Consider the following 24507-nt stretch of genomic DNA (forward strand, 5'->3'; position numbering starts at 1 on the left):
CTTTTTTTCCCAGCCTATATCAAACCCCCTTTCCCCGGAACTGCTTGCTCAATTCTTCCAAGGATACGCCCTTGGTTTCCGGCATCAAGAAACGTACAAACAGCAATTGCAACACCATCATAAAGGCAAAGAAAGCGAATACCGGTCCGGGACCTATTACGCTGAACAAAAAAGGTATCACCGATGGAATGATGGCCGCCAGCACCCAGTGGGTCGAGCTTCCGAAAGCCTGTCCCGACCCCCTCAAATGATTGGGGAACACTTCGGAGATAAATACCCATATAACGGCACCTTGGCCAATGGCGTGGGAGGCGATGAACAGAAAAAAGAAAATCGGGACGGCCATACCTTGCCATCCCTGTATAAACGCCGCGGCTACCAGCGATAGCGATATGATGTATCCTACGGAGCCGATGTACATCAGCTGCCTGCGCCCCAACCGGTCGATTAAAAAGATGCCGGCAAAGGTGAAAATGATATTGGTGACCCCGATACCGATACTGCTCAAGAGGGCAGTGCTCTCCCCCAGACCCGCCGCTTCGAAAATACGTGGGGCGTAGTACAAAAAGGCATTAATACCCGAAAATTGGTTGAAGAAGGCGATAAGGAAGGCCAGCATCAGTGGAAATCGGTATTTTTTCATAAAAATGTTCTCTGAGCTACTGTGTTCGTCCGTGCCCTCTTCCATGTCCGCCTTCAGCTTCTCTACGCTCAGTTGGGGATTGATCGTGGCGAGGATGGCCCGGGCTTCCTCGGTACGATTCTTTGTGAGCAGCCATCGGGGACTTTTGGGTACCGAGATAACGAACAGGGTGTAGATGATGGCGGGAATGGCCTCGACCCCGACCATCCAGCGCCAGTCGTTTTCGCCAACGTTGCTCAACAGGGCGTTGGACACAAAGGCCATCAAGATTCCGAAAACCAGCATAAACTGATAGAAGCCGACCAAACGCCCCCGATCCTTTGCCGGGGCGATTTCCGATATATAGGCGGGTGCCGCCACGGTCGAGGCGCCGACCCCGAGTCCCCCGATAAAGCGGGCGGCGGCAAATACGATGGGATCATTGGCAAAGGCCGATCCGATGGCGGATACCGAATACAGTATCCCGATCCAGATCAAAGTGTTTCGTCTGCCGATTTTATTGGTCGGTATACCGCCGAAAATTGCGCCGACCACGGTGCCCCAAAGCGCCATGCCGACTACGATGGTACCGTGGAACCAATCGGAAGAGCCCCACAAAAGCTGAAGTTTTTTCTCTGCTCCCGATATGACTATGGTATCGAAACCGAACAAAAATCCCGCTAAGGCGGCAATCATAGAAATTCTCAGAATTTTGGAATTCATAGCATTGGGTTTGGTGGTTACGTAAAATCTTCAAGGCGGGGCCTCTCATGGCAATTTACGAATATAGGTCATTATCTGAGCGCTGGCCCCCTTGTTTTTAGCGATATATTCCGCATTGATCTTTCCCGTTCTCTTCCGGAATTCCGGATCGTCAAGCAGTTTTTTCATGAATTCGTCGAACGCCCACTGATCCGCCACTGGGTAGATTCCTTTGCGCGCCACGAGGTCCTCGGCTTCCTTAAAGCCCTTGAAATGCGGACCGATGATTACCGGGATCCCGAAAACGGCAGGCTCGAGGGTATTGTGGAGCCCCGTTGCGAACCCTCCGCCAACATAGGCGATATCGGCGTAGCTGTAAATTTTGGTCAACAGGCCGATGGTATCTACGATCAGAACATCGCAATCTCCGACGGGTTGCCCGTCGATGTTCGAGAAGATCCCTGCGGAATGCTCGCGGATATTGGAGTAGAGCACCTTTTTCTTAGTGATGGCGCCTGCAAGCCCCAATATCTTATCTTTTCTGATGGTATGTGGGGCCAAGACGTACTTTAGGTTCTTGGGGGCATGGTTGATGTAGTCTATCAAAATGGACTCCCCTTCGGACCAGGTGCTTCCGGCGACAAAACAGAGCCGATCCTTTTTAAAGGCCCGCATAAAGTCGAGGTGGTTGTCGGCGTCCAAAATTTCCGAAACCCTATCGAGGCGGGTATCCCCACTGATGGTCACGTTTTTTATTTCGATGGATCCCAATAATTTTTGAGAGGCTTCATCCTGCACAAAGTAATGATCGAAGCGGCGCAGGGCCTTCCGCATATAACCGCCGTATCCCTTAAAATATATTTGTTCGTCCTTAAAAATGGCGGAAACCAAAAGGGTTGGGACTTTCCTTTTTTCAAGGGCCCTAAGATAGTTCGGCCAGATTTCATATTTGACGAAAATGGCAAGCTCGGGCCGTGCTATATCCAAAAAACGGGATGCGTTCTTCCGGGTATCCATAGGAAGGTAGACGACTACGTCGACGGCCGGGGTGTTTTTTTTGATTTCGTATCCCGAAGGGGAAAAAAAGGTGAGCAGAATTTTGCGGGACGGATATTCGGCACGCAGGCCCTCGATGATCGGAAGTCCCTGTTCGAATTCCCCCAACGAGGCCACGTGCATCCAGATAACCTGATCGTCTTTAGAGAGGCTTGACCTAAGTTTTTTGAAAGATACGGTTCGTCCCGCTACGAAAAGCTTGATTTTAGTATTGAAAACCGCCAGGATTTTAAGAAAGAACCACGAAATACTGACGACCAGATTATAGATAGCGTACACTGCCGATGGGTTTAAGGAGGCTAAAATACATTTCTTTCGCCTATATCTTTAAGGGGTTTCGTATTTTTGTTGCGATATGAAGAAAATCCAGATGGTCGATTTAGGCGGCCAATATGAAGGTATAAAGGAGCAGGTCAATTTGGCCATTGCCGAAGTGATGGAGACATCGGCCTTTATCAACGGCCCCGAGGTGCAAACTTTTCAAACGCAATTGGAGGACTATCTCAGCGTCAAACATGTCATTCCCTGTGCCAACGGAACCGATGCCCTTCAGATTGCCATGATGGGACTCGGGTTGCAGCCGGGAGATGAGGTCATTACGGCGGACTTCACCTTTGCGGCCACGGTCGAGGTCATCGCGCTTTTGCGATTGACCCCCGTATTGGTCGATGTGGATTCCGATACCTTTAATATTGATATCGAAGCTGTCAAAAAGGCGATTACACCAAAGACCAAAGCCATCGTTCCGGTGCATCTTTTTGGGCAATGTGCGGATATGGAGGCGCTAATGGCGTTGGCCAAAAAGCACGGTCTTTTTGTTATTGAGGACAATGCCCAGGCGATTGGAGCCGATTATACCTTTAAGGATGGAAGCACTCGAAAGGCGGGCAGTATCGGCCATGTGGCAGCGACTTCTTTTTTTCCGTCCAAAAACCTGGGGGCTTATGGCGACGGTGGGGCGATTTTCACCAATGATGACAATTTGGCCCATACCCTGCGCGGTATCGTCAACCATGGGATGTACGAACGCTACCACCACGATGTCGTTGGGGTAAACAGCCGGCTAGATTCTATTCAAGCCGCCGTGCTAAGGGCGAAATTGCCCAAATTGGATGGATATTGCAATGCTAGGAGGGATGCGGCCCGGAGATATTCCGCGGCCTTACAGGATCAAGAGCATATCATCGTGCCGAAAACCGTGAACTATTGTGCCGAACTTTGCGATGAAAATATCTGCGATACCTGTAATTGCCATGTTTTTCATCAATACACCCTACGTGTTACCAATGGAAAACGGGATGCTTTGGTAAAACATCTTGGGGAAAACGATATTCCCTGCGGAGTCTATTATCCCATTCCCCTGCACAGGCAAAAGGCGTATGCCGATGATCGCTATGATGAAGCCGATTTTCCTGTAACGAACCAGTTGGTCAAGGAAGTGATCTCCCTGCCGATGCATACGGAATTGGACAACGAACAGATTGTCTTTATCACCAAGACGGTCATCGAATTTGTGAAAGGACCTTGAACCTGGCAATGACGGAATTTAACTTCACACTAAATGAGCGTCCTCCAGCAAAATTTTGGGAGAACTTGCGCTTGATTCCTGAACTTGCGCTTGAGTCTTGAGCTTAAGTACGAGGGTAACAGAAAGAGAATAATATGAAAATTTTAGTAACAGGCGGGCTTGGTTTTATCGGTTCGCACACCGTAGTAGAACTGCAAAAAGAAGGTTTTGAGGTGGTCATTATCGATGATTGCTCGAACGCCTCAGAAAAAGTTTTGGAGGGAATTCATGCCATCACGGGTAAGATGCCCCTGTTCGAAAAGTTGGACCTGAAGGATAACGAAAAGGTCTCCGATTTCTTCAAACGCCATGACGATTTGGAAGGAGTCATCCATTTTGCCGCCTCGAAGGCGGTAGGGGAGAGCGTTGAAAAGCCTTTGCTGTACTATGAGAACAATATCGGAACCTTGGTCTACCTTTTAAAGGAACTAGCGAAAAACGAGAAATCCAGCTTTATTTTCAGTTCCTCCTGTACAGTGTACGGGCAGGCCGACGAGATGCCCATTACTGAAAATGCTCCTGTAAAACCTGCCGAATCGCCCTACGGAAATACCAAGCAGATCGGGGAGGAAATCATCCGGGATACCTGTCTGGTAACTCCGAACCTGAACGCGATCGCCCTTCGCTATTTCAACCCCATGGGCGCCCACCCCAGTGCCGAAATCGGGGAGCTGCCCATCGGAGTGCCCCAGAATTTAGTGCCCTTCATCACCCAAACCGGGGTGGGACTCCGCAAAGAACTGTCCGTTTTCGGGGATGACTATCCCACGGAAGATGGTACTTGCATTCGTGATTATATCTATGTGGTCGATTTGGCCAAGGCCCATGTCCAGGCCTTGAAACGTTTGCTGGAGGATAAGAACCTGGAGAATTACGAGGTGTTCAACCTAGGTACGGGCAAGGGGAGTTCGGTGCTCGAGGTCATCGAAAGTTTCGAAAGGGTGTCCGGTAAAAAGCTGAATTATAGGATTGTCGATAGACGCGCTGGCGACATCGTTACCGCCTATGCCGATACTGCGAAAGCGAATGAGGTGCTGGGATGGAAAGCCCAATACACGCTGGACGAGGCCATGAAATCGGCTTGGGATTGGGAGCGGAAGATCAGGTCTTGATCGAATTTATGCGCTTATAGGTTATGCCGTTGTAAGTTTATCGGATGGCGTATTTATAAATTTTAAGTTTATGTATTACCTTGTACCTTTAATAAAAGACCGTTTAAAAATGAAAAAACCAATCCTCTTCCTATTCTTATTTTCAATCCTCACTGCTTCCACCCAGACCGCATCGGCACAAGACAAGTACCTGCAATGCGGTAGTATCGTCGATACCGAATCGGGCGAGGTGCTATCCGAAAAAACCCTTGTGATTTCCGGTAATAGGATAAAAAGTATTGAAGACGGTTTTGTCAACGGTTCCAAAACCGATACCGTAATCGATTTAAAGAACAGGACCGTGCTCCCTGGCTTTATCGATATGCATGTGCATCTGGAAAGCGAATCCGGACCGAAAGCCTATCTTGACCGATTCACTAACAACGAGGCCGATCTTGCCTTTAATTCCGTGGGGTTTGCCAAAAGCACCTTGATGGCGGGATTTACGACGGTTCGCGATCTTGGGGGCAGTGGCGTCAACATTGCGTTGCGGAAGGCCGTAGATAACGATCGGGTAGAAGGCCCCCGAATCTTTACCGCAGGGAAATCCATCGCAACGACGGGCGGACACGCGGACCCCTCCAATGGTATGCGTAAAGACCTGACCGGGGATCCCGGCCCCAAGGAAGGCGTGGTCAATTCTCCTGAAGAGGCACGAAAGGCCGTTCGGCAACGCTATAAAAACGGGGCCGATGTGATAAAGATCACTGCCACCGGGGGCGTGCTCAGCGTAGCCAAAAGTGGGCAAAATCCCCAATTTACCGTCGAGGAGATCAAGGCCATAACCGAGACCGCAAAGGACTACGGGATGCTGACTGCTGCCCATGCCCACGGCGACGATGGAATGCAGCGTGCCATCAAGGGAGGTATTAAAACCATCGAACACGGTACCCTTATGAGCGATGAGACCATGGAGATGATGAAGGAAAACGACACTTATTTGGTACCCACCATCACCGCCGGCAGACAAGTGGCGGAAAAGGCCAAGATCGATGGCTATTTTCCTCCGGTCGTGGCCAAAAAAGCCGCCGAAATCGGACCGATGATTCAAAGTATGTTCGAAAGAGCCTATAAGAAAGGGGTGCCGATCGCTTTCGGTACCGATGCCGGAGTGTTTCCACACGGCCTCAACGCCAAGGAATTCGGCTACATGGTCGAAGGGGGCATGCCCGTCATGGAGGCACTGAAATCAGCTACTGTAACACCGGCAGAGCTATTGGGTATGGGGAAGGAACTCGGGCAACTCAAAGCGGGCTTCCTGGCTGATATCGTTGCCGTCGAAGAAAACCCCGAAAACAATGTGGACACCTTGGAAAATGTCGTCTTCGTGATGAAAGACGGGGTGGTCTATAAGCAATAGGCGGTCGGTGGAATGGCTAGTGCGAAGGTTTTTTTGATGGATTTTCTTAACAGCACCCGGTGCCGCCATGCCATGAAACTTGGAACCCAACTAAAATTCGGGAACAAGGTAAAAAGTAGTACTTCCCAATTCGAAAGTAAAGGAGGGTAGGGCCTGAGCCTCGTGCGGGTTGGTTCTAAGTACGCCGATTTGGTCCGTAGGACAATCGCAAAGAACCGAACCCTAACTTTTCCCGTACATAGAGTATGGTAATGAACTTCCCCAACAGCACGATACTGCTTCAAGATGCGCAGAAAGCCGAATTGTATTCCCCATTGGTGGCCCAGTTGAAAAAGGACTTTGGTTTGGCGAACGTTCCCGTCCAACTGCATGCGAAGATTCCTCCCGATGAACTAAAATCCGTCCTTCGGGAAAAAATATACCATTTGATCATGGAGCGCTTTCCCGAATACCTGAACTTGCTTTACATCGTTGACGTTCCCGAAAAAGCCTTTGAGGACATTCAGGTCACCGACGTGGTCGAAGTGGCCGACCAGGTATCCTTTTTAATCTTGCAGCGGGAATTGCAGAAAGTCTGGTTGAAGCAGAAGTATTCCTAAAAGACATCCCTAGAAATATATCCGAACGAACGGCATCCAGGCATTGGCATAGATGCTTTCGCCGCTATCGTAAAGTACGTCGTAGCGGATGCCGATCGTAAAATACTGTTGGGTGTATCCCAAACCGAAGAACAGGGCCGGCGACCAGTAGTTGTTCTCCCTGTTTGCGAGCAGGTTCTCAAATTTGTAGTTGATCCGCAACTGTTCAAACTCCGCCGATAGCTGTAAATAAGGCAAGGGGTTGTACAGTGAAAGTAGGCTCGCCCCATAGGCGATACGCCGGGCGTCTCCATATTTGGCGTAATTGAAGGTGACGGCGGTGCCCGCGGCAAACCGTCGGTCGAACCGGTAGATGGCACTCGGGGATACCGAGGCGTTGAAGCCGCCCTGGTTAAAGCCAAGCCCGATATTGCCGCCATAACGCATATGGCTCCAAAAGTCGTTCTTTCCGGATGGATTTTGGGCCGAACACACCGACACGGCACTCACAAGAAAAACGCTCAAAAAAATACGTTTTGGGCACATAGGGTCTATTTAATTCGTTATCTTTCCTCCTTTGTATGAATGGCCGCTAAGATACGCCCATATTTACTAAATGTCGTATTTTTGTATCCATTTGAACCCTTGGCAAGACAGAGCACTTTTTTATGGATAAGTATTCTTTTCTAAATTCCGCACACGCTTCTTTTTTTGCGGATTTGTATGACAGATATCTTAAGAACCCCGATAGCGTTGAGCCCAGCTGGCGCGCTTTTTTTCAAGGTTTTGATTTCGGAACCGAGAGCGCCTTGGACGAACTCGAGGTCTATGGCACACCGGGAACCGCCGATACGCAGTCCCGAGTCGATACTGTGACGTCCAGCAACGGCCAACAAGCGGAAATGCCGCAATCGCTGCAAAAGGAGTTTCAGGTTATCCGACTTATAGACGGGTACCGGAGCAGGGGCCATTTGTTCACTGAGACCAACCCCGTTCGCGATCGTAGGCAATACGAGCCTACCTTGGATATCGAGAATTTCGGACTCTCTGAAAGTGATTTGGACACGGTTTTCAATGCCGGTGAGATTATCGGAATCGGCACCAATACCCTGAGAGAGATTGTCGAGCACCTAAAACGAATCTACTGCGATGCCATTGGGGTCGAGTACATGTACATGCGGACCCCCGAACGAATCGCATGGATACAGGATCGTTTGAACGTCAATGACAACCATCCCGATTTTAGCGACGAACATAAGAAGCGTATTTTTAGAAAACTGAACCAAGCGGTCTCTTTCGAAAGCTTTCTACATACTAAATATGTGGGCCAAAAACGCTTTTCCCTAGAAGGTAACGAATCGTTGATACCCGCTTTGGATGCCATGGTCGAACGCGCAGCGGAACTGGGCGTACAACAGTTCGTTATGGGAATGGCGCACCGGGGAAGACTCAACGTGCTGACCAATATTTTCGGAAAGGCGGCCGGGGACATTTTCAGTGAGTTCGACGGAAAGGATTATGAACAGGAAATCTTTGACGGGGATGTAAAATATCACCTCGGATGGACTTCAGAACGTAAGACCGATAACGGCAATCGGATCAATATGAACATCGCCCCGAACCCTTCGCACCTAGAGGCGGTGGGCGCTGTGGTTCAAGGTATCGCCCGCGCGAAACAGGACGACCATTTCCCCGACGACTTTTCGAAAGTGCTTCCGATCATCGTTCACGGTGACGCGGCCATTGCCGGCCAAGGAGTGGTCTATGAGGTGATACAGATGGAAAAGTTGGAAGGGTATCGTACCAACGGAACGGTACATATCGTGGTCAACAACCAGATCGGATTTACGACCAATTATCTCGACGGCCGTAGTTCTACCTACTGTACCGATGTGGCCAAAGTTACCTTGAGTCCCGTGTTACATGTCAACTCCGATGACGCCGAGGCGGTGGTCCATGCCTCGCTCTTGGCGTTGGAATACCGGATGCGCTTTAACCGCGATATTTTTCTGGATCTCTTGGGATATCGTAAGTACGGACACAACGAGGGCGACGAACCCCGGTTTACCCAGCCCAAATTGTACAAAGCGATTGCCGACCATCCGAACCCGCGGGACATCTATGCCGAAAAATTATTGAAGGAAGGGGTGATCGATGAGGCCTTCGTCGAAACGCAGGAAAAGGAATACAAGGCATTTCTCGAAGAAGAACTGGAAGATTCGCGAAAAGAAGACACAACGGAAATTACCCCGTTTATGGCCGATGAATGGAAAGGCTTTGAAAACGTTCGTGAATGGGAGATGATGGCGCCAATAGATACAACCTACGATAGAGAAAAGCTCACCGAGGTCGCCAAAACGATTACGGAGCTGCCCGAGGACAAAAAGTTTCTGCGGAAAGTCGATAAATTGGTGAAGGACCGTAAAAAGCGGTTCTTTGAGACCGACAAGCTCGATTGGGCCATGGGCGAACTCTTGGCCTATGGTAGCCTTTTGGAAGAGGGTTTTGAGGTTCGGATGACAGGACAGGATATTGAGCGAGGGACGTTCTCGCACCGGCACGCGGTGATGAAGGTAGAGGAGAGCGAGGAAGAGGTGATGCTATTGAACCACATTTCGGAAGGTCAGGGCCGTTTTCAAATCTATAACTCCCTATTATCGGAATACGCGGTCGTGGGCTTTGACTATGGCTATGCCATGGCGAGTCCGAAAACCCTGACCATCTGGGAGGCGCAGTTCGGCGATTTTAGCAACGGTGCCCAGATCATGATCGATCAGTACATCTCGGCCGCCGAAGACAAGTGGAAGCTACAGAACGGGCTGGTCATGTTGTTGCCCCACGGTTACGAAGGGCAGGGAGCCGAGCACTCCTCCGCCCGTATGGAAAGATATTTGCAGCTCTGCGCCCGCGATAACATGTATGTGGCCGATGTCACCACGCCCGCCCAGATGTTCCACATCCTGCGTCGGCAGATGAAAGTCAATTTCAGGAAACCCTTGATTATTTTCACCCCCAAGAGCCTTTTGCGGCATCCGAAGGCGGTATCTACGGTCGATGAACTGGCAAACGGTAGTTTTCAGGACGTTATCGATGACGCTTCCGCGGAGGTGAAAAAAATAAAAAGTGCGGTGTTCTGTACCGGGAAATTCTACTATGACCTTTTGGCCGTTAAGGAAGAGCACGAGCGTGACGATGTGGCCCTGATACGCATTGAACAGCTGTTTCCACTGCCTTTTCAGAAGATGAAAGATCTTATGAAAAAATATAGGAATGCCGACGATTTTGTCTGGGCCCAGGAAGAACCCCGGAATATGGGTGCATGGAGCCATCTGATGATGCATTTCCCGGATGCCCATAAGCTCAGGGTAGCCTCGAGACGGTTTTACGCCTCCCCCGCCGCCGGTAGTGCGGTCCGCTCTAAAATGCGGCACGAACAGGTCATCGATTATGTGTTCGATAAAAGCAAAAACAACATGTCGAAGCCGAAACCAAGGCCAAAGGAAGAGGGGGAAGAGGCTTAGGCCAGGATGCTGTATGCTGCACGGTTCCGTTAAAACTATCTGTGAGATTCGGATTGTCGGGTTTCAGAGTCGGAATCGGGCAACGTTATAAAAAAAGCAGCACGGGAAAGAGATGCGGGCAACGCTTTCAAATAGAAGGAGCGGTCCGAGAAGAATAGGATAATAAAGCAAACATTAAGAGCATGATTTTAGAAATGAAAGTCCCCTCGCCGGGCGAATCCATCACAGAAGTTGAGATAGCGGAGTGGTTGGTCGAAGAAGGTGATTATGTGGAAAAGGACCAAGCGGTCGCCGAAGTCGATTCGGACAAGGCTACTCTAGAGCTTCCCGCTGAGGAAAGCGGAACGATTACGTTCAAGGCCGAGGTCGGTGATGCCGTAGCGGTTGGCGAGGTAGTATGTCTGATCGACACCGAAGGCAAGAAGTCCGGAGGCGGTTCGGACGAAAAGGACGAGGACAATAAGGATTCAGATAAGGCTTCGGACAAGGACGCATCGCAAGAAACATCCGAAGAAAAGGAAAAGGACCAAAAAGAGACGTCCGCTTCGGATGGGGATTCCGACGATAAGGATAAGGCATCACAGCCGAAACGGACCAAGGAAACCTATGCTACGGGAACGGCCTCTCCGGCGGCCAAAAAAATACTGGCCGAAAGAGATATCGATCCCTCATCCATAAGAGGTAGTGGTAAAGACGGACGTATTACGAAAGACGATGCGGTCAATGCCAAGCCATCCATGGGGTCCCCTACCGGAGGCAATCGCGGCGAGACCCGTTCTAGGCTTTCGATGCTTCGCAGAAAGGTCGCCGAGCGATTGGTCGATGTAAAAAACGAGACCGCGATGTTGACCACGTTCAACGAAGTCAACATGTCCGCGATATTTGAGCTGCGCAAAAATTATAAGGAAGATTTTAAGGAAAAGCATGGGGTAGGGCTCGGCTTTATGTCATTCTTTACCAAAGCGGTGGTAAGGGCGTTACAGGAATATCCAACGGTCAACTCCATGATCGATGGCAAGGAAATGATTTCCTACGATTTCTACGATATCAGTATTGCCGTTTCGGGTCCGAAAGGATTGATGGTTCCCGTTATCCGAAATGCCGAAAACTTGACCTTCCGGGGTATTGAGTCCGAAGTCAAACGCTTGGCCATGCGCGCACGCGAAGGGGAAATCACCGTCGATGAAATGACAGGCGGTACTTTTACCATTACCAATGGGGGCGTATTCGGATCAATGCTGTCCACTCCAATTATCAACCCCCCGCAGAGTGCCATTCTCGGCATGCACAACATAGTGGAACGCCCGATTGCGGTAGATGGTGCTATCGCGGTAGCCCCTATTATGTACGTAGCAGTCTCCTACGACCATCGTATCATCGATGGTAAGGAATCCGTCGGGTTCCTGGTCGCCATCAAGGAGGCTTTGGAAAACCCCGAGGAACTGTTGATGGACGGTAATGTGGAGAAGGCGCTGGAGATGTAAGGAGAGCGGCGAGATAAGGGCGTATGGATTACCCTACCGATTTGCTGTAAGAGCTAGGAACGCTTTAGGTAAAGGCGACTTTTTCCGTAATCGATGACCGCCCCGGCCTCTAAAAGTACATCGGCGCCGATAATACCGTCCACCCTCGGTGCTTTATGAGCGGTCAGGGCCTCGTTGACATGTATCATGTCGAATAGCACGATCTGCAGTTTTTTGGTCTTCCATTTACCGATTTTAATGCGGTTTTTGGTGGATATCAAGGTCTCCATATTGGTTGCCCCGGCACCGGCGGCCTTGATTTTCGACTCCTCGGAGGTCAGCTTAAAAAACTCGATTTTGTCAAAGCTGACGCAGGTATTGGAAGCTCCCGTGTCCAAAATAAAGCGCCCTTTTATACCGTTGACCTTTGCCGTAATCGCAAAATGGTTCGTTTCGGTCAGCTCCAGGGGAATCTTGACGTATTTCTTCTTTTTCAAAAACTTCTTGAGAGATGTCATTCAGCGAATATAAGTCTATTTTTGCGGTATGGTACTAACCGATACACATACCCATTTGTACAGCGAAGCCTTCGACGATGATCGCGCGGATGTTATTAAAAATGCCCTGGAACAGGGCATCGAACGTTTTTTTATTCCCGCCATCGATTCCACCTACACCGAAGCGATGCTAAAGCTGAGGGACGATTATCCCAAAAACATGTTTTTGATGGCGGGGTTGCATCCCACCCATACCAAGGACAACTTTAGGGAAGAGCTTCGACATGTCGAAAAGATGCTTGCAGAACATCAATGTTATGCCGTGGGGGAAATCGGTATCGACCTGTATTGGGACCATACTTTTCTAAAGCAGCAACGGGAGGCCTTCCGATTTCAGATCAAGCTGGCTAAAAGACATCAGCTCCCCATCGTTATTCATTGCCGGGATGCCTTCGATGAGATTTTCGAAGTTTTAGAAAGCGAAAAAGACGAGGACCTGTTCGGAATTTTCCACTGTTTTACCGGTACTCTGGGGCAGGCACACCAGGCACTATCCTACAATATGAAGCTGGGTATCGGGGGGGTGGCCACCTTTAAGAACGGCAAAATCGATAAATTCTTGAATCAAATCCCCCTGAAAAACATTGTGCTGGAAACCGATGCGCCCTATCTAGCACCCGCCCCATACCGCGGAAAACGGAACGAAAGTGCCTACCTAATCCCTATTTTGGCAAAGCTATCGGATATCTACGGTCTATCCCAAGAAGAAATTGCCGAGGTCACGACGAAGAATTCCACGGAAGTCTTCGGCATCTAGGCTTGCAAAAAAACTTGTAGGTGAGTGCGAAATGCACTGGCACCTGAAATTTGCGCTTGGACTTGAAACATGAAACTTGAACTTTTGAGATGACCAACATTCTTTTAATATACACTGGCGGCACCATCGGTATGGTCAAGGACTATGCGTCCGGAGCGCTAAAGAATTTCGATTTCGACAAGCTGCTTAAATATGTTCCCGAACTGCAGCAATTGGACTGTTATATCGAGACGGTGTCTTTTGAAAAGCCTATCGATTCATCGAACATGAATCCCTCGCATTGGGTCAAGATCGCTACTTTGATCGAACAGCATTACAATCGCTATGACGGGTTTGTCGTGCTGCACGGTAGCGATACGATGAGCTATACATCCTCGGCATTGAGTTTTATGTTAGAGCATCTGGCCAAGCCGGTTATCTTCACCGGCTCGCAATTGCCTATCGGGGATTTGCGTACCGATGCCAAGGAAAACCTGATTACCTCGATCCAGATTGCGGCGCTGCGCAAGAATGGCCAATCGGTGGTTCGGGAGGTCGGCCTCTACTTCGAATACAAATTGTATAGGGCCAATCGGACGACGAAGATAAATGCCGAGCATTTTCAGGCCTTTGCCTCCCTTAACTATCCGCCCTTGGTCGAATCGGGGGTGCACCTCAATGTTTTCGAAGCCAATTTATACCGCGATACGCGAAGTAAAAGGTTCAAGGTACACACTAAGATGGATCGAAACGTGGCCGTACTAAAACTTTTTCCGGGAATCGATGTGGCCATGCTCGAGGGCGTGTTGAACATCCCCGGGCTCAAGGCCTTGGTATTGGAGACTTATGGAGCGGGTAATGCCCCGACGGAGGACTGGTTTGTCGAGAGCCTGAAAAAAGCGAAGACAAGGGGCCTGTTTATTGTTAATGTAACCCAGTGCTCGGGGGGAAGCGTACAAATGGGCCAATATCAGACCAGTGAGCAACTTGAGAAACTGCAGGTAATCGACGGAAAAGACATTACTACAGAAGCGGCCATTACCAAATTGATGTATCTTTTAGGTAATGAAATTAGTGGCAGATTGTTTAAAACGGTTTTCGAAACGCCCTTGCGAGGGGAGATGCAATAAGGACCGAGAACCGCTGACTCGCTATGATTTGGGAATATATCGAATAAAATTTCGGATTAAATTTTACCAACCAACATTTTTTTCGTTATTTGCCCAATCGTTAGCTCAAGCTAAGTTGACGACCAATAGAGAGGTGGCCGAGTGGTCGAAGGCGCACGCCTGGAAAGTGTGTATACACCAAAAGTGTATCGAGGGTTCGAATCCCTTCCTCTCTGCAAAGTCAAAAAGAATTTTAGGATAGAAATTAGTTTATTCTGAAATTCTTCGTAGTTTAGTTCCATATGTGTAGGTAAACTACGGTGAGGGCTATGGAAAGCGAGCCCGCGTCAATAAAAGGTTCTTGTTCTGAACCGTATTGGAACATGATCGTCACTTTGCTCCTTCAAAGCGCTTTTACTTTTTTTATTGTGATTTTTTTTTATCTTTAACCCTATTAAATAACTAATTTAAGCTTGAAAAAATGAAAAAATTATTCTCTATCCTAGCCGCAGGTGGTTTGTTTGTAGTGGGCACGAACACTGTAAATGCAATGGCAACCACTGCAACGATGCTTCAAGATGCCGCCCCTGAAGAAGCTGACAAAGGCTTTACCCAGGTGCTTAAGGAAATGTTCATTCAAGGTGGTGCCGGCTTTATGGGCATCGTTCTACTTTGTTTGATCCTCGGTCTGGCCGTGGCAATTGAGCGTATTATTTATTTGAATATGGCCACCACCAATACCAGTAAGCTTAAGCAGCAGGTCGAAGATGCATTGGCATCCGGGGGAGTCGAAGCAGCCAAAGAGGTCTGTAGAAATACAAAGGGTCCCGTTGCCTCGATTTATTACCAAGGTCTGGATAGGGCCGATGAAGGTGTTGACAATGCCGAGAAAGCAGTTGTCGCCTATGGCGGTGTCCAGATGGGTCAGTTGGAAAAAAATGTTTCTTGGTTGTCCCTCTTTATAGCTATCGCGCCCATGCTTGGGTTCATGGGTACGGTTATCGGTATGATTCAGGCTTTCCAAAAGATTAGTGCGGTAGGTAACTTGAGTGCCTCGCTTATCGCAGGTGATATCCAGGTTGCGTTATTGACCACGGTATTCGGACTTATTACAGCGATTATACTTCAAATTTTTTACAACTACATAATTGCCAAAATCGATAGTATCGTAAACGATATGGAAGATTCCTCCATTGTATTGATCGACATGTTGGTCGATTACAGAAGGGATGTTGTTGTAAAGAAGTAAACCTAGAAACCTATAAAAGAGATTAGATCATGAATAAAATTGTAAAGATTCTATTGATACTTGTAGGTTTGGCCGGTGCCGTACTGTGGTTCATGCTGCCCGATTCCGATGCCCCGGTAAGTCAGGCCACACAAAATGGAGCCCTTAATGCTATGTTTTGGATTACCTTTATTTTGTTGGGTATTGCGGCTGCGGCGAGTCTTATTTTTTCGATAATTCACCTTTTTGCCAACCCGGCGAGCATTAAAAAAACCATTTTCGTTGTAGTCGGGTTCCTTTTGGTCGTGGCCATCGGATATGTGTTGGCCGATGGAACCGACGTCAGCATTCCTGAAATGGCCGACCGTGGTATCGAGACCTCCGAGACTACAATTAAAAGGATAGGCGCTGGAATCAACGTATTTTTTATTTTGGTGATTATCGCTGTAGGAGGAATGATTTGGGGCGCAATCAGAAAAGCGACGAAGTAATTAAAATTTAGAAACTATGCCTAGAAGAGGAGCACCACCAGAGGTAAATGCAGGCTCAATGGCCGACATTGCGTTTTTACTGTTGATATTTTTCTTGGTCACCACGACCATTGAAACGGACGCGGGATTAGATCGGATGTTGCCACCCATTGAGCCGCCAACAGAAAATCCGCCGATAATCAAGGAGAAGAATATTTTTACGGTGAACATCAACCGTAACGGTCAACTTTTGGTCGAGGAGGAAATCACCGACATCAAGAATTTGCGCCAAAAAGCGGTTGCCTTTTTGGATAACGGGGGCGCCCCCTCAGGATCGCCGGAATTCTGCAGTTATTGTAAAGGAAGGCGCAGTCCCGACTCCTCGGATAACCCCACCAAGGCCATTATTTCCTTGAAGAACGATCGAGAAACGAAGTATGCTACCTATATAACAGTTCAAAATGAACTTGTCGGAGCTTACAATGAATTGAGAAATCGAGAGGCGCAACGATTGTACGGTAGGGATTTTACCGACATGGAAGCCGATTACTTAAATCCCGAAACTCCTTCCAGTGTGAAGGATGAATTAAAGGAGAAGGTCCAGCGGATACAAGAACTATTTCCGCAAAAATTATCGGAAGCTGAAACCTCATCTACGAATTAATCAAGTTTAAATAAGTTCGATATGTCAAAGTTTGCAAAGAAAAAAGATGCCGGTTTGCCAGCGGTGAATACAGCTTCGTTGCCTGATATCGTTTTTATGCTATTGTTCTTTTTCATGACGGTAACCGTTATGAAAGATAATACGCTCAAGGTCGAGAATACTTTGCCAAACGCAAGCGAGACCAAGAAATTGGAGAAAAAAGACCGGATAATATATATCTATGTCGGAAAGCCCACATCTCAGTATACCGCTAAATTCGGTGATGAGGCGCGTATTCAGTTGAACGATAAATTTTCATCACCTTCCGATGTCGGTAACTATGTTTTGGAGGAGCGCGCTAAAAAATCACAAGAACTTCAAAATGTGCTCACTATAGCCCTTAAGGTCGATAAAAGTGCAAATATGGGACTTATCTCCGATATTAAACAGGAATTGCGTAAGGTAAACGCCTTAAAGGTCAATTATACTACGTACGAGGGTGATGCCTTCACTAATTTGCAATAGTAGACTAAGTCGATTATGATAATTTAGGAGAAGGGTGCTTCGGACCGACGGTCCGAAGCACCCTTTTTAGTTGGAAAGGGATATGGTAGTTAAAGAGTTTTGGCTCGGTACGTTTTTGTTGTCTGTCTTCTTGTCTTTCGGGCAGGTCTATCCCGATTCTACCCTGCGGGATGCCAAGTACCTCGAGGACCAATTTTATATAGGACTGACCTATAATTTTTTAATTGATATTCCCGACAACGTGAATCAACGGAATCTGTCCTATGGTCTTCAGGCAGGTATAATAAAAGATATTCCCATAAATGAAAAGCGTACAACGGCATTTGGAATCGGTCTGGGATATGGGATTTACTCCTATTACTCCAACCTTCGGGCCATAGAAACCCATGACAGTTTTGAGTATTCCGTAATAGCCGACGTTGATAATTTAAAAAGAAACAAGGTCGAGACTCATATGTTAGAGGTGCCGATCGAATTTCGGTTGCGAAACTCCAATGCTGTCGATTATAAATTTTGGAGACTTTATGTCGGGGTTAAGCTGGGATACGTGTTCGGAGGACGCTCGAAATATGCATCACAAGACCTAAAGGAGTCGTTCTACAACCACGATATCCGTAAATTTCAATATGGCCTGACCTTTAATTTTGGTTACAATACCTTCAATTTACATGCGTATTATGCGCTAAATGGACTCTTTGAGGATAATACCATGCTTGGGGGGTCGGAGCTATCGATAAGGCCACTTCGGGTCGGCCTTATTTTCTACATCCTATAAGTCGGAATGTTCAATGATCAAAATGTCCAAGTTAGCCTTGGAACTATAGCCAAAACTTGAGCATTACGGTCTGGGAGAGCAGTCCCACGAAGAATCCTATGATTAATTCTGTTCTTGAATGTGCTTTTAGATAGAGGCGAGACGTAGCTACAAGACCGATGGAAAAAACCAACAGGCTAATGGCTAGGATGCTATTTTTCTCGAAGTGTATGCTCAGACATACCAGGAAAACGAACAAACTACCCATACCCATGAGATGTTGGCTCACCTTTTGCCTTAAAAACAGTAGTATTAGTGCAGTCATGGCAGCAGCAATAAGGCCTAGGAAGAAATAATAAAGTTCGGGTACATAAGGGAAAGGGACCACTTTTAAAACCACAATAAAGAGTAGCGTGATGTGGATATACAGGGGATACCTGCGTTCCTTGAGGGTAGGCATGAACACCCCACTGATTATCCCGATATTCCTCAGAATGAAATAAGCAATGATAGGAATAATGACGGTAAGAATGAAGAGGGGCAGCAAAACAGAATCCTGAAGACCATCAGGGTTGTATTTAGGCGTTGTGATAAAGTACGTCCCCGCCCCAGCTATAGGAACGAACAACGGATGGGATAGATAGGATATTACCTTGGCGACGATCTTCATCAAATTTTCTTACGCAAGCGTGCCACGGGAATATCCAGTTGCTCCCGATATTTTGCCACAGTGCGTCGGGCTATCGGGTACCCTTTTTCCTTGAGAATTGCGGCCAGCTTGTCGTCGGTAAGAGGTTTTTTCTTTGGTTCTTCCTTGATTACCGTTTCCAATATTTTTTTTATTTCCCTTGTAGAGACCTCTTCTCCTTGATCGTTCTTCATGGATTCGGAAAAATATTCCTTGATGAGTTTGGTGCCATAAGGAGTGTCCACGTATTTACTGTTGGCCACTCGGGACACGGTAGATACGTCCATGTCGATTTCATCCGCAATATCCTTTAAGATCATAGGGCGAAGATTGCGCTCGTCCCCGGTCAAAAAATATTCTTTTTGATAGTTCATAATAGAGCTCATCGTAACGAAAAGGGTTTGCTGTCGTTGGCGCACGGCGTCGATAAACCATTTGGCAGCGTCTAGTTTTTGCTTGATGAATTGTACGGTGTCCTTCTGCGATTTTGTTTTTTTCTTTGCCTCCTTATATCCTTTGAGCATGTTGCTGTATTCGCGGGATACGTGTAGCTCCGGCGCATTTCGGCCGTTGAGGGTGAGTTCGAGCTCGCCATCTACGATACGAATGGAAAAGTCGGGCACTACGTGTTCTACAATACGGTTATTGCCTGCGTAAGAGCCGCCCGGCTTGGGGTTTAAACGTTCGATTTCGGAAATGGCACCCTTGAGCTGATCTTCCGAAATGCCGTGTTTTTGCAAGAGTTTTTTATAATGTTTTTTGGTAAACTGATCGAAAGATCTATCCAATATGGCAATGGCCAGCTCTATATCCGGGTCGGGCTCTTTTCTTTCGAGCTGAATGATAAGGCACTCCTTAAGTGAACGGGCGGCAACACCCGGCGGATCAAGACTTTGAACGATTTTGAGTACTTTTTCGATGGTCTCTTCATCGGTATAAATGTTCTGGGTAAAGGCAAGATCGTCAAGAATATCGGAAAGAGGCCTTCGGATGTAGCCGCTTTCATCGACACTTCCAACTAGGAACTCTGCGATGCCCCACTCTTCTTCACTGAGATACACCGTATTAAGTTGGTTGAGCAAGTACCGGGTAAAAGAGATACCAGCCGCGTAAGGTATGTTTTTATCGTCATCGTCCGCGCTGTAATTGTTCGCTTTTGTGCGGTAATCGGGAATTTCGTCGTCGCTGAGGTATTCATCGATATTGATATCCTCCGTATCGATGGTCTCATTATCCCCCGAATCGTCGTTTTCGTAAAGGTCGTCATAGGCATCTTCTGCCGAGTCCGAGGCCTCCTTGCCCGTCTCGAGTGCCGGATTCTCTCCGAGCTCTTGCTTGAGCCGTTGTTCGAATGCCTGTGTGGGCAGCTGAATCAGCTTCATCAGCTGTATCTGCTGCGGAGATAGTTTTTGTGAAAGCTTAAATTGTAGGTGTTGTTTTAACATCAGGGCTAAAATCTTGCACTATAAAGTTAGTCAATTCCGATCAGAACTCGGCATTCTGGGGCGTCCTGGGAAAGGGAATCACGTCCCTAATGTTGCCCATACCCGTGGCAAAGAGTACGAGGCGTTCAAAACCGAGTCCGAAGCCACTGTGTACCGCACTTCCGAATTTTCGCAGGTCGAGATACCACCAGAGTTCTTCTTCGGGAATGTGAAGGGCGGCCATTTTTTCTCTTAAGACCTCTAGGCGTTCCTCTCGCTGTGAGCCTCCGACAATTTCCCCGATTCCTGGAAATAATATATCCATGGCCCGCACGGTCTTACCGTCTTCGTTTAAACGCATATAGAACGCCTTGATTTTTGCAGGGTAATCGAAGAGGATAACGGGACATTTAAAGTGCTTTTCTACCAAGTACCGCTCGTGCTCGCTTTGCAGATCAGCGCCCCATTCGTCGATGGTGTATTGAAATTTTTTCTTTTTATTGGGCTTACTGTTCCTCAAGATGTCGATGGCCTCGGTGTAAGTCAGCCGTTGAAAGGTGTTTTCGGATACGAATTTCAGCTTTTCGATCAAAGGCATGGCACTGCGTTCGGCTTGGGGTTTGGATTTTTCTTCGTCCAAAAGGCGTTTTTCCAAGAATTTTAGATCTTCTTGACAGTGCTTTAAGATATATTGAATGACCTTTTTGATGAAATCCTCCGCCAGGTCCATATTGTCGTCCAAATCATAAAAAGCGACCTCGGGCTCCACCATCCAAAACTCGGCCAAGTGCCTCGAAGTATTTGAGTTTTCTGCCCTAAAGGTCGGGCCGAATGTGTACACCTTCCCTAGGGCCATCGCATAGGCTTCCGCCTCAAGTTGCCCCGATACGGTCAGATTCGTCTCCTTTCCAAAGAAATCTTCCTTGAAGTTTATCGATCCGTCTTCGTTTAACGGCGGCTCTTGGCCATCCAAGGTGGTGACCCTGAACATCTCGCCGGCACCTTCGGCATCGGATCCGGTTATGACGGGGGAGTGAAGGTTATAAAATCCGTTTTCGATAAAATACTGATGAATGGCGAACGACAGGGCGGACCGGACGCGCATGACCGCGGCAAAGGTATTGGTGCGGATGCGTAAATGGGCCTTTTCGCGCAAGAATTCAAGGGAATGCTTCTTCGGCTGAATGGGATATTTTTCTGGGTCTGAACCTCCGTGTACAAAAATATCCGATACCTGTATCTCTACGCTCTGGCCCCTTCCCTGGCTTTCGACCAACGTTCCCGATACTTTAAGGGCCGCGCCGGTATTTATCTGTTTTAAGAGCGCCGGATCGAGTTTTTCGAAATCCACCACACATTGAATATTGGCCAAGGTCGATCCGTCGTTAAGGGCAATAAAACGGTTGCTGCGGAAGGTCTTCACCCATCCGTTTACACTCACTTCCTGTAACAGCAGGCTTTTGGAAAGTAGTTCTTTTACACTTGTCGATTTCATTGTGGCTTACTTCAAATTAGCCCCCAAAGATAGGATATTGGGGAAAAACATCCGATTTTGATGTGGGATTAATTCTTTGGATAAAACGTTCTGAAGGACGTTCATTTGCGTTCTTCGTCCTTGGGGAGGATATCGATTTGGGGCTCTTTGAGATATTTTTTGCTGGCAATGTTTCTTTCCAGGGATAGCAAAAGGGAGGGAAGAAGAACAAGATTCGATAGCATCGCGAACAGCAAGGTGGCCGATACCAAGGAGCCCAAGGCGACCGTACCGCCAAAATCGGATATGATAAAGACCGAAAATCCAAAAAAGAGTACGATGGAGGTGTAGAACATGCTCACCCCGGTCTCTCGCAGGGCCGCATAGACCGATTTTTTGATTTGCCAACGGTTCACGATCAATTCTTGCCGGTATTTTGCTAAAAAGTGAATGGTGTCGTCCACCGAGATACCAAAAGCGATACTGAAGACCAAGATGGTCGAGGGTTTGATGGGCACGCCTATAAAACCCATGACCCCGGCGGTAATGAGTAAAGGGAGCAGGTTGGGGATCAGGGATATGATAATCATCCGGAACGATCGGAACAGGTAGGCCATAAACAGGGCGATTAAAAAGATGGCAAAGGTTAGGGAAAGAACGAGGTTCTTCACCAAATATTTTGTGCCCTTCAAGAACAATAGGGCACTGCCCGTCATATATGTTTCATAGCGATCAGGTGGAAAAAACTTGTCCAAATTCTCGGACAACCGGTTTATAATTTCTTCCATTCTATCGGTCTTTACGTCCTGTATAAACGTGGTGACCCGTGCAGTCTGCCCCGTACTGTCAACAAAATTTTTAAGAAGGTTATTGTTGCCCGCCGATTTTTGGGCAACGCTCAAAATAAAATTCGTCTCTTGTTTGGTGGGAAGCTGGTAGTATTTGGGGATGCCGTTATAGAAGGCCTGCTTCGAATATTTAACCAGATTTACCACGGAAAGGGGTTGGGAGAGTTCGGGTATCTCGGTAATCACCTCGTCCAGTCGATCGATTTTATTCAAGTTGCCCGCATTCATCACCCCTTTCGGCCTCTTGGTATCGATAACGATCTCAATGGGCATGATACCGTCGAACTCTCTTTCAAAGAACCGGATGTCCTTAAAGAACTGGGCGTTCTTGGGCATGTCTTCTATTGGGCTACCGGAAATATTAATTTGGTAAATGCCGATAATACTAGCAATCAAAAGGCTTAGGGCCACAATGTAAACCGCAATTCTCTGGTGCCGAACAAAATATTCCATCTTATTCACAAAGGCATCGATCCATTTTTTGTTCAGGTGCTTTAAATGTCGGGTTTTCGGCAGCGACAAATAGCTATAGACGATGGGGATGATCAATAGCGAGAGAATAAAAATACCGATAATGTTCAGGGAAGCAACGATGCCGAACTCTTTTAACAAGTGGCTATCGGTGATGATGAACGTCGCAAAGCCCGAGGCCGTGGTCATGTTGGTCATCAAGGTCGCATTCCCGATTTTTGAAATGACCCTTTGCAATGAAAGTGCCTGGTTCCCGTGTTTTTTGACTTCTTGCTGGTATTTGTTGATCAAGAAAATACAGTTGGGGATCCCGATGACGATGATCAGGGGCGGTATGAGCGCGGTCAGCACCGTGATTTCATATTGCAACAAGCCCAAAATACCAAAGGCCCACATCACCCCGATTATTACCACGCACATCGAGATGAACGTAGCCCGGAAACTTCGAAAGAAGAAAAAGAAAATCAATGAGGTCACCAAAAGTGCCGCCCCGATAAACTTACCGATCTCGTCGATGATACTTTGGGAATTCATCGTCCGGATGTAGGGCATGCCCGATACGTGTACATCGAGTCCGGTGTCCGCTTCAAAGTCTCTGACCAGGTCATTGATTTCCTGCAGAATGAAATCCTTTCTGACCGAGGTGTTTACGATTTCCTTATCCAGATTGGCAACGGTGCGTATGGTGCCGCTCTCCCTATTGAAGAGCAGATTGTCGTAAAAGGGGAGCTCGTTAAAGAGATGGTCTTTAAGGGAATCGAGCTGCGTTTGGGTCCTAATTTGGGAGGTAATAAGCGGTTCTAGCACGAACTTCTGGTCGGTAGTGTCCCTTTTTAGTTCTTGAAGGTTGTCGAGGGAAAGTACGAAATCGATTTCGGGAAAGGCGTCCAATTGCTTACTGAACTTGTTCCAGCGGTTCAGTTTGGAAGGGGTGAACAACGATGAATCCCTGATGCCGAATACGATAGCATTGCCCTCTTCGCCGAATTTTTCGAGGAAGGCCTCGTACTCCAGGTTTACGGGATGGTGATCGGGCAAAAGGTTGGCCTGCGAATTACTAAAACGCATGTTTTTCCATTGCAGCCCCAAGAAAACGGTAAAGGCGGCGACCAGGACCAAAATCAGAATCCGGTTCCGGAGAATGATGTTCGCTGTTTTTTCCCAAAAGCCCCTCGTAAAGTTTGCCAATGCGCTGCGTTTTTTGCCGAGGGCAAAGGTAGGGAATGACGGGGATTGTTCCTAGAGCGGCGGAATATTTGAATATACTAGCCATGGACAGGATGCTGCTGAGAACTGTAAACACTAGTTTTCTTAATTTTAAACAAAAAATGCCTCACAGTAATGAAAAACAGGATGGTAAACACGATAGGTTTGAGCCAACTATTGATAGGTTGTTTTCTTTTTTAAGTTCTGACCACGGGCAAAATCAAACTATCTACATCGATTTTTCGCCCAACTCAAATTTCTAAAAAATGTAAATTGGAAGCTATACGAGCACTGGTTTCCTCGAAATTTTAATCTGGATCCAATCTCAACTTTTTATTCAAATCTGGCAACCAA

21 protein-coding genes and 1 tRNA gene are annotated in these 24507 nt (G+C 47.6%); 14 read left to right on the forward strand and 8 right to left on the reverse strand.

Going from position 1 to position 24507, the window contains the following annotated elements:
- Positions 1-19: 19 nt before the first annotated feature.
- Together RQM65_RS12205 and RQM65_RS12210 are read right to left on the reverse strand one after the other, a co-directional pair.
- Positions 20-1345 (reverse strand): sugar porter family MFS transporter, encoded by a 1326-nt coding sequence (locus tag RQM65_RS12205; protein ID WP_314015358.1) that lies wholly within the window; start codon positions 1343-1345, stop codon positions 20-22.
- 45 nt (positions 1346-1390) lie between these two features.
- On the reverse strand, positions 1391-2659 hold the full coding sequence (locus RQM65_RS12210) for a 3-deoxy-D-manno-octulosonic acid transferase (RefSeq protein ID WP_314015359.1): 1269 nt from the start codon (positions 2657-2659) through the stop codon (positions 1391-1393).
- A gap of 76 nt (positions 2660-2735) precedes the next feature.
- Here RQM65_RS12210 and RQM65_RS12215 point away from each other — a divergent pair, with 76 nt between their 5' ends.
- From RQM65_RS12215 to RQM65_RS12230, 4 genes are all read left to right on the forward strand, one after another.
- Positions 2736-3908 (forward strand): DegT/DnrJ/EryC1/StrS family aminotransferase, encoded by a 1173-nt coding sequence (locus RQM65_RS12215; protein ID WP_314015360.1) that lies wholly within the window; start codon positions 2736-2738, stop codon positions 3906-3908.
- Positions 3909-4042: 134 nt separating this feature from the next.
- Positions 4043-5059: a UDP-glucose 4-epimerase GalE gene (gene galE / locus RQM65_RS12220; protein WP_314015361.1), complete on the forward strand. Its 1017-nt coding sequence runs from the start codon at positions 4043-4045 to the stop codon at positions 5057-5059.
- A gap of 109 nt (positions 5060-5168) precedes the next feature.
- Entirely contained in the window at positions 5169-6458 is a 1290-nt protein-coding gene (locus RQM65_RS12225; protein WP_314015363.1) for a metal-dependent hydrolase family protein, read from the forward strand.
- 251 nt (positions 6459-6709) lie between these two features.
- Positions 6710-7057 carry a hypothetical protein gene (locus tag RQM65_RS12230; protein WP_314015365.1) on the forward strand — a complete coding sequence of 116 codons (348 nt, stop codon included), beginning with the start codon at positions 6710-6712 and terminating at the stop codon, positions 7055-7057.
- A gap of 9 nt (positions 7058-7066) precedes the next feature.
- On the opposite strand, the gene RQM65_RS12235 is transcribed toward RQM65_RS12230, so the two are convergent.
- Positions 7067-7561 (reverse strand): alpha-ketoglutarate decarboxylase, encoded by a 495-nt coding sequence (locus RQM65_RS12235; protein ID WP_314015367.1) that lies wholly within the window; start codon positions 7559-7561, stop codon positions 7067-7069.
- Positions 7562-7704: 143 nt separating this feature from the next.
- On the opposite strand from RQM65_RS12235, the gene RQM65_RS12240 reads away from it, so the two are divergent.
- Positions 7705-10557 (forward strand): 2-oxoglutarate dehydrogenase E1 component, encoded by a 2853-nt coding sequence (locus tag RQM65_RS12240; RefSeq protein ID WP_314015368.1) that lies wholly within the window; start codon positions 7705-7707, stop codon positions 10555-10557.
- A 182-nt stretch (positions 10558-10739) separates the two neighbouring features.
- On the forward strand, positions 10740-12041 hold the full coding sequence (odhB, locus tag RQM65_RS12245) for a 2-oxoglutarate dehydrogenase complex dihydrolipoyllysine-residue succinyltransferase (RefSeq protein WP_314015370.1): 1302 nt from the start codon (positions 10740-10742) through the stop codon (positions 12039-12041).
- Positions 12042-12094: 53 nt separating this feature from the next.
- Here the strand turns inward: odhB and RQM65_RS12250 are convergent, their stop codons facing one another.
- Complete coding sequence (locus RQM65_RS12250; RefSeq protein WP_314015371.1) at positions 12095-12538, reverse strand: retropepsin-like aspartic protease family protein; 444 nt, start codon at positions 12536-12538, stop codon at positions 12095-12097.
- Between the two features lie 28 nt (positions 12539-12566).
- Here RQM65_RS12250 and RQM65_RS12255 point away from each other — a divergent pair, with 28 nt between their 5' ends.
- The 8 genes from RQM65_RS12255 to RQM65_RS12290 all read left to right on the forward strand — a co-directional run bounded on the left by RQM65_RS12255 (position 12567) and on the right by RQM65_RS12290 (position 18063).
- Positions 12567-13334, forward strand: coding sequence for a TatD family hydrolase (locus RQM65_RS12255; protein ID WP_314015372.1), 768 nt, complete (start codon positions 12567-12569; stop codon positions 13332-13334).
- Positions 13335-13423: 89 nt separating this feature from the next.
- Complete coding sequence (locus RQM65_RS12260) at positions 13424-14443, forward strand: asparaginase (RefSeq protein ID WP_314015373.1); 1020 nt, start codon at positions 13424-13426, stop codon at positions 14441-14443.
- Between the two features lie 127 nt (positions 14444-14570).
- Positions 14571-14658: transfer RNA gene (locus tag RQM65_RS12265), tRNA-Ser, on the forward strand.
- 245 nt (positions 14659-14903) lie between these two features.
- Complete coding sequence (locus tag RQM65_RS12270) at positions 14904-15671, forward strand: MotA/TolQ/ExbB proton channel family protein (RefSeq protein ID WP_314015375.1); 768 nt, start codon at positions 14904-14906, stop codon at positions 15669-15671.
- A 29-nt stretch (positions 15672-15700) separates the two neighbouring features.
- Complete coding sequence (locus tag RQM65_RS12275) at positions 15701-16141, forward strand: hypothetical protein (protein ID WP_314015377.1); 441 nt, start codon at positions 15701-15703, stop codon at positions 16139-16141.
- 16 nt (positions 16142-16157) lie between these two features.
- The gene (locus RQM65_RS12280) at positions 16158-16784 is read left to right on the forward strand and encodes an ExbD/TolR family protein (protein ID WP_314015379.1); all 627 of its coding nucleotides are present in this window, start codon (positions 16158-16160) and stop codon (positions 16782-16784) included.
- Positions 16785-16805: 21 nt separating this feature from the next.
- Positions 16806-17288: an ExbD/TolR family protein gene (locus RQM65_RS12285; protein ID WP_314015380.1), complete on the forward strand. Its 483-nt coding sequence runs from the start codon at positions 16806-16808 to the stop codon at positions 17286-17288.
- Between the two features lie 82 nt (positions 17289-17370).
- Positions 17371-18063: a porin family protein gene (locus RQM65_RS12290; protein WP_314015382.1), complete on the forward strand. Its 693-nt coding sequence runs from the start codon at positions 17371-17373 to the stop codon at positions 18061-18063.
- Positions 18064-18106: 43 nt separating this feature from the next.
- Here RQM65_RS12290 and RQM65_RS12295 read toward each other — a convergent pair whose 3' ends face one another.
- From RQM65_RS12295 to RQM65_RS12310, 4 genes are all read right to left on the reverse strand, one after another.
- On the reverse strand, positions 18107-18712 hold the full coding sequence (locus tag RQM65_RS12295; RefSeq protein ID WP_314015383.1) for a hypothetical protein: 606 nt from the start codon (positions 18710-18712) through the stop codon (positions 18107-18109).
- Positions 18712-20175, reverse strand: coding sequence for an RNA polymerase factor sigma-54 (rpoN, locus tag RQM65_RS12300; RefSeq protein WP_314015385.1), 1464 nt, complete (start codon positions 20173-20175; stop codon positions 18712-18714). Before rpoN ends, RQM65_RS12295 begins: the two co-directional genes overlap by 1 nt.
- A gap of 40 nt (positions 20176-20215) precedes the next feature.
- Positions 20216-21649 (reverse strand): asparagine--tRNA ligase, encoded by a 1434-nt coding sequence (gene asnS / locus RQM65_RS12305; protein ID WP_314015387.1) that lies wholly within the window; start codon positions 21647-21649, stop codon positions 20216-20218.
- 101 nt (positions 21650-21750) lie between these two features.
- Positions 21751-24135, reverse strand: a complete 2385-nt coding sequence (locus RQM65_RS12310) for an efflux RND transporter permease subunit (protein ID WP_314015389.1) — start codon at positions 24133-24135, stop codon at positions 21751-21753.
- Positions 24136-24507 lie beyond the last annotated feature (372 nt).

The sequence above is a fragment of the Pricia mediterranea genome, from assembly GCF_032248455.1.
Classification (GTDB): domain Bacteria; phylum Bacteroidota; class Bacteroidia; order Flavobacteriales; family Flavobacteriaceae; genus Pricia; species Pricia mediterranea.

Bases quoted from the DNA above. Each gene is read 5' to 3' on its own strand.
- RQM65_RS12205 (WP_314015358.1), bottom strand. From the start codon at position 1,345: ATGAATTCCAAAATTCTGAGAATTTCTATGATTGCCGCCTTAGCGGGA.
- RQM65_RS12215 (WP_314015360.1), top strand. From the start codon at position 2,736: ATGAAGAAAATCCAGATGGTCGATTTAGGCGGCCAATATGAAGGTATA.
- galE (WP_314015361.1), top strand. From the start codon at position 4,043: ATGAAAATTTTAGTAACAGGCGGGCTTGGTTTTATCGGTTCGCACACC.
- RQM65_RS12225 (WP_314015363.1), top strand. From the start codon at position 5,169: ATGAAAAAACCAATCCTCTTCCTATTCTTATTTTCAATCCTCACTGCT.
- RQM65_RS12230 (WP_314015365.1), top strand. From the start codon at position 6,710: ATGAACTTCCCCAACAGCACGATACTGCTTCAAGATGCGCAGAAAGCC.
- RQM65_RS12240 (WP_314015368.1), top strand. From the start codon at position 7,705: ATGGATAAGTATTCTTTTCTAAATTCCGCACACGCTTCTTTTTTTGCG.
- odhB (WP_314015370.1), top strand. From the start codon at position 10,740: ATGATTTTAGAAATGAAAGTCCCCTCGCCGGGCGAATCCATCACAGAA.
- RQM65_RS12250 (WP_314015371.1), bottom strand. From the start codon at position 12,538: ATGACATCTCTCAAGAAGTTTTTGAAAAAGAAGAAATACGTCAAGATT.
- RQM65_RS12255 (WP_314015372.1), top strand. From the start codon at position 12,567: ATGGTACTAACCGATACACATACCCATTTGTACAGCGAAGCCTTCGAC.
- RQM65_RS12260 (WP_314015373.1), top strand. From the start codon at position 13,424: ATGACCAACATTCTTTTAATATACACTGGCGGCACCATCGGTATGGTC.
- RQM65_RS12270 (WP_314015375.1), top strand. From the start codon at position 14,904: ATGAAAAAATTATTCTCTATCCTAGCCGCAGGTGGTTTGTTTGTAGTG.
- RQM65_RS12275 (WP_314015377.1), top strand. From the start codon at position 15,701: ATGAATAAAATTGTAAAGATTCTATTGATACTTGTAGGTTTGGCCGGT.
- RQM65_RS12280 (WP_314015379.1), top strand. From the start codon at position 16,158: ATGCCTAGAAGAGGAGCACCACCAGAGGTAAATGCAGGCTCAATGGCC.
- RQM65_RS12285 (WP_314015380.1), top strand. From the start codon at position 16,806: ATGTCAAAGTTTGCAAAGAAAAAAGATGCCGGTTTGCCAGCGGTGAAT.
- RQM65_RS12290 (WP_314015382.1), top strand. From the start codon at position 17,371: ATGGTAGTTAAAGAGTTTTGGCTCGGTACGTTTTTGTTGTCTGTCTTC.
- RQM65_RS12295 (WP_314015383.1), bottom strand. From the start codon at position 18,712: ATGAAGATCGTCGCCAAGGTAATATCCTATCTATCCCATCCGTTGTTC.
- rpoN (WP_314015385.1), bottom strand. From the start codon at position 20,175: ATGTTAAAACAACACCTACAATTTAAGCTTTCACAAAAACTATCTCCG.
- asnS (WP_314015387.1), bottom strand. From the start codon at position 21,649: ATGAAATCGACAAGTGTAAAAGAACTACTTTCCAAAAGCCTGCTGTTA.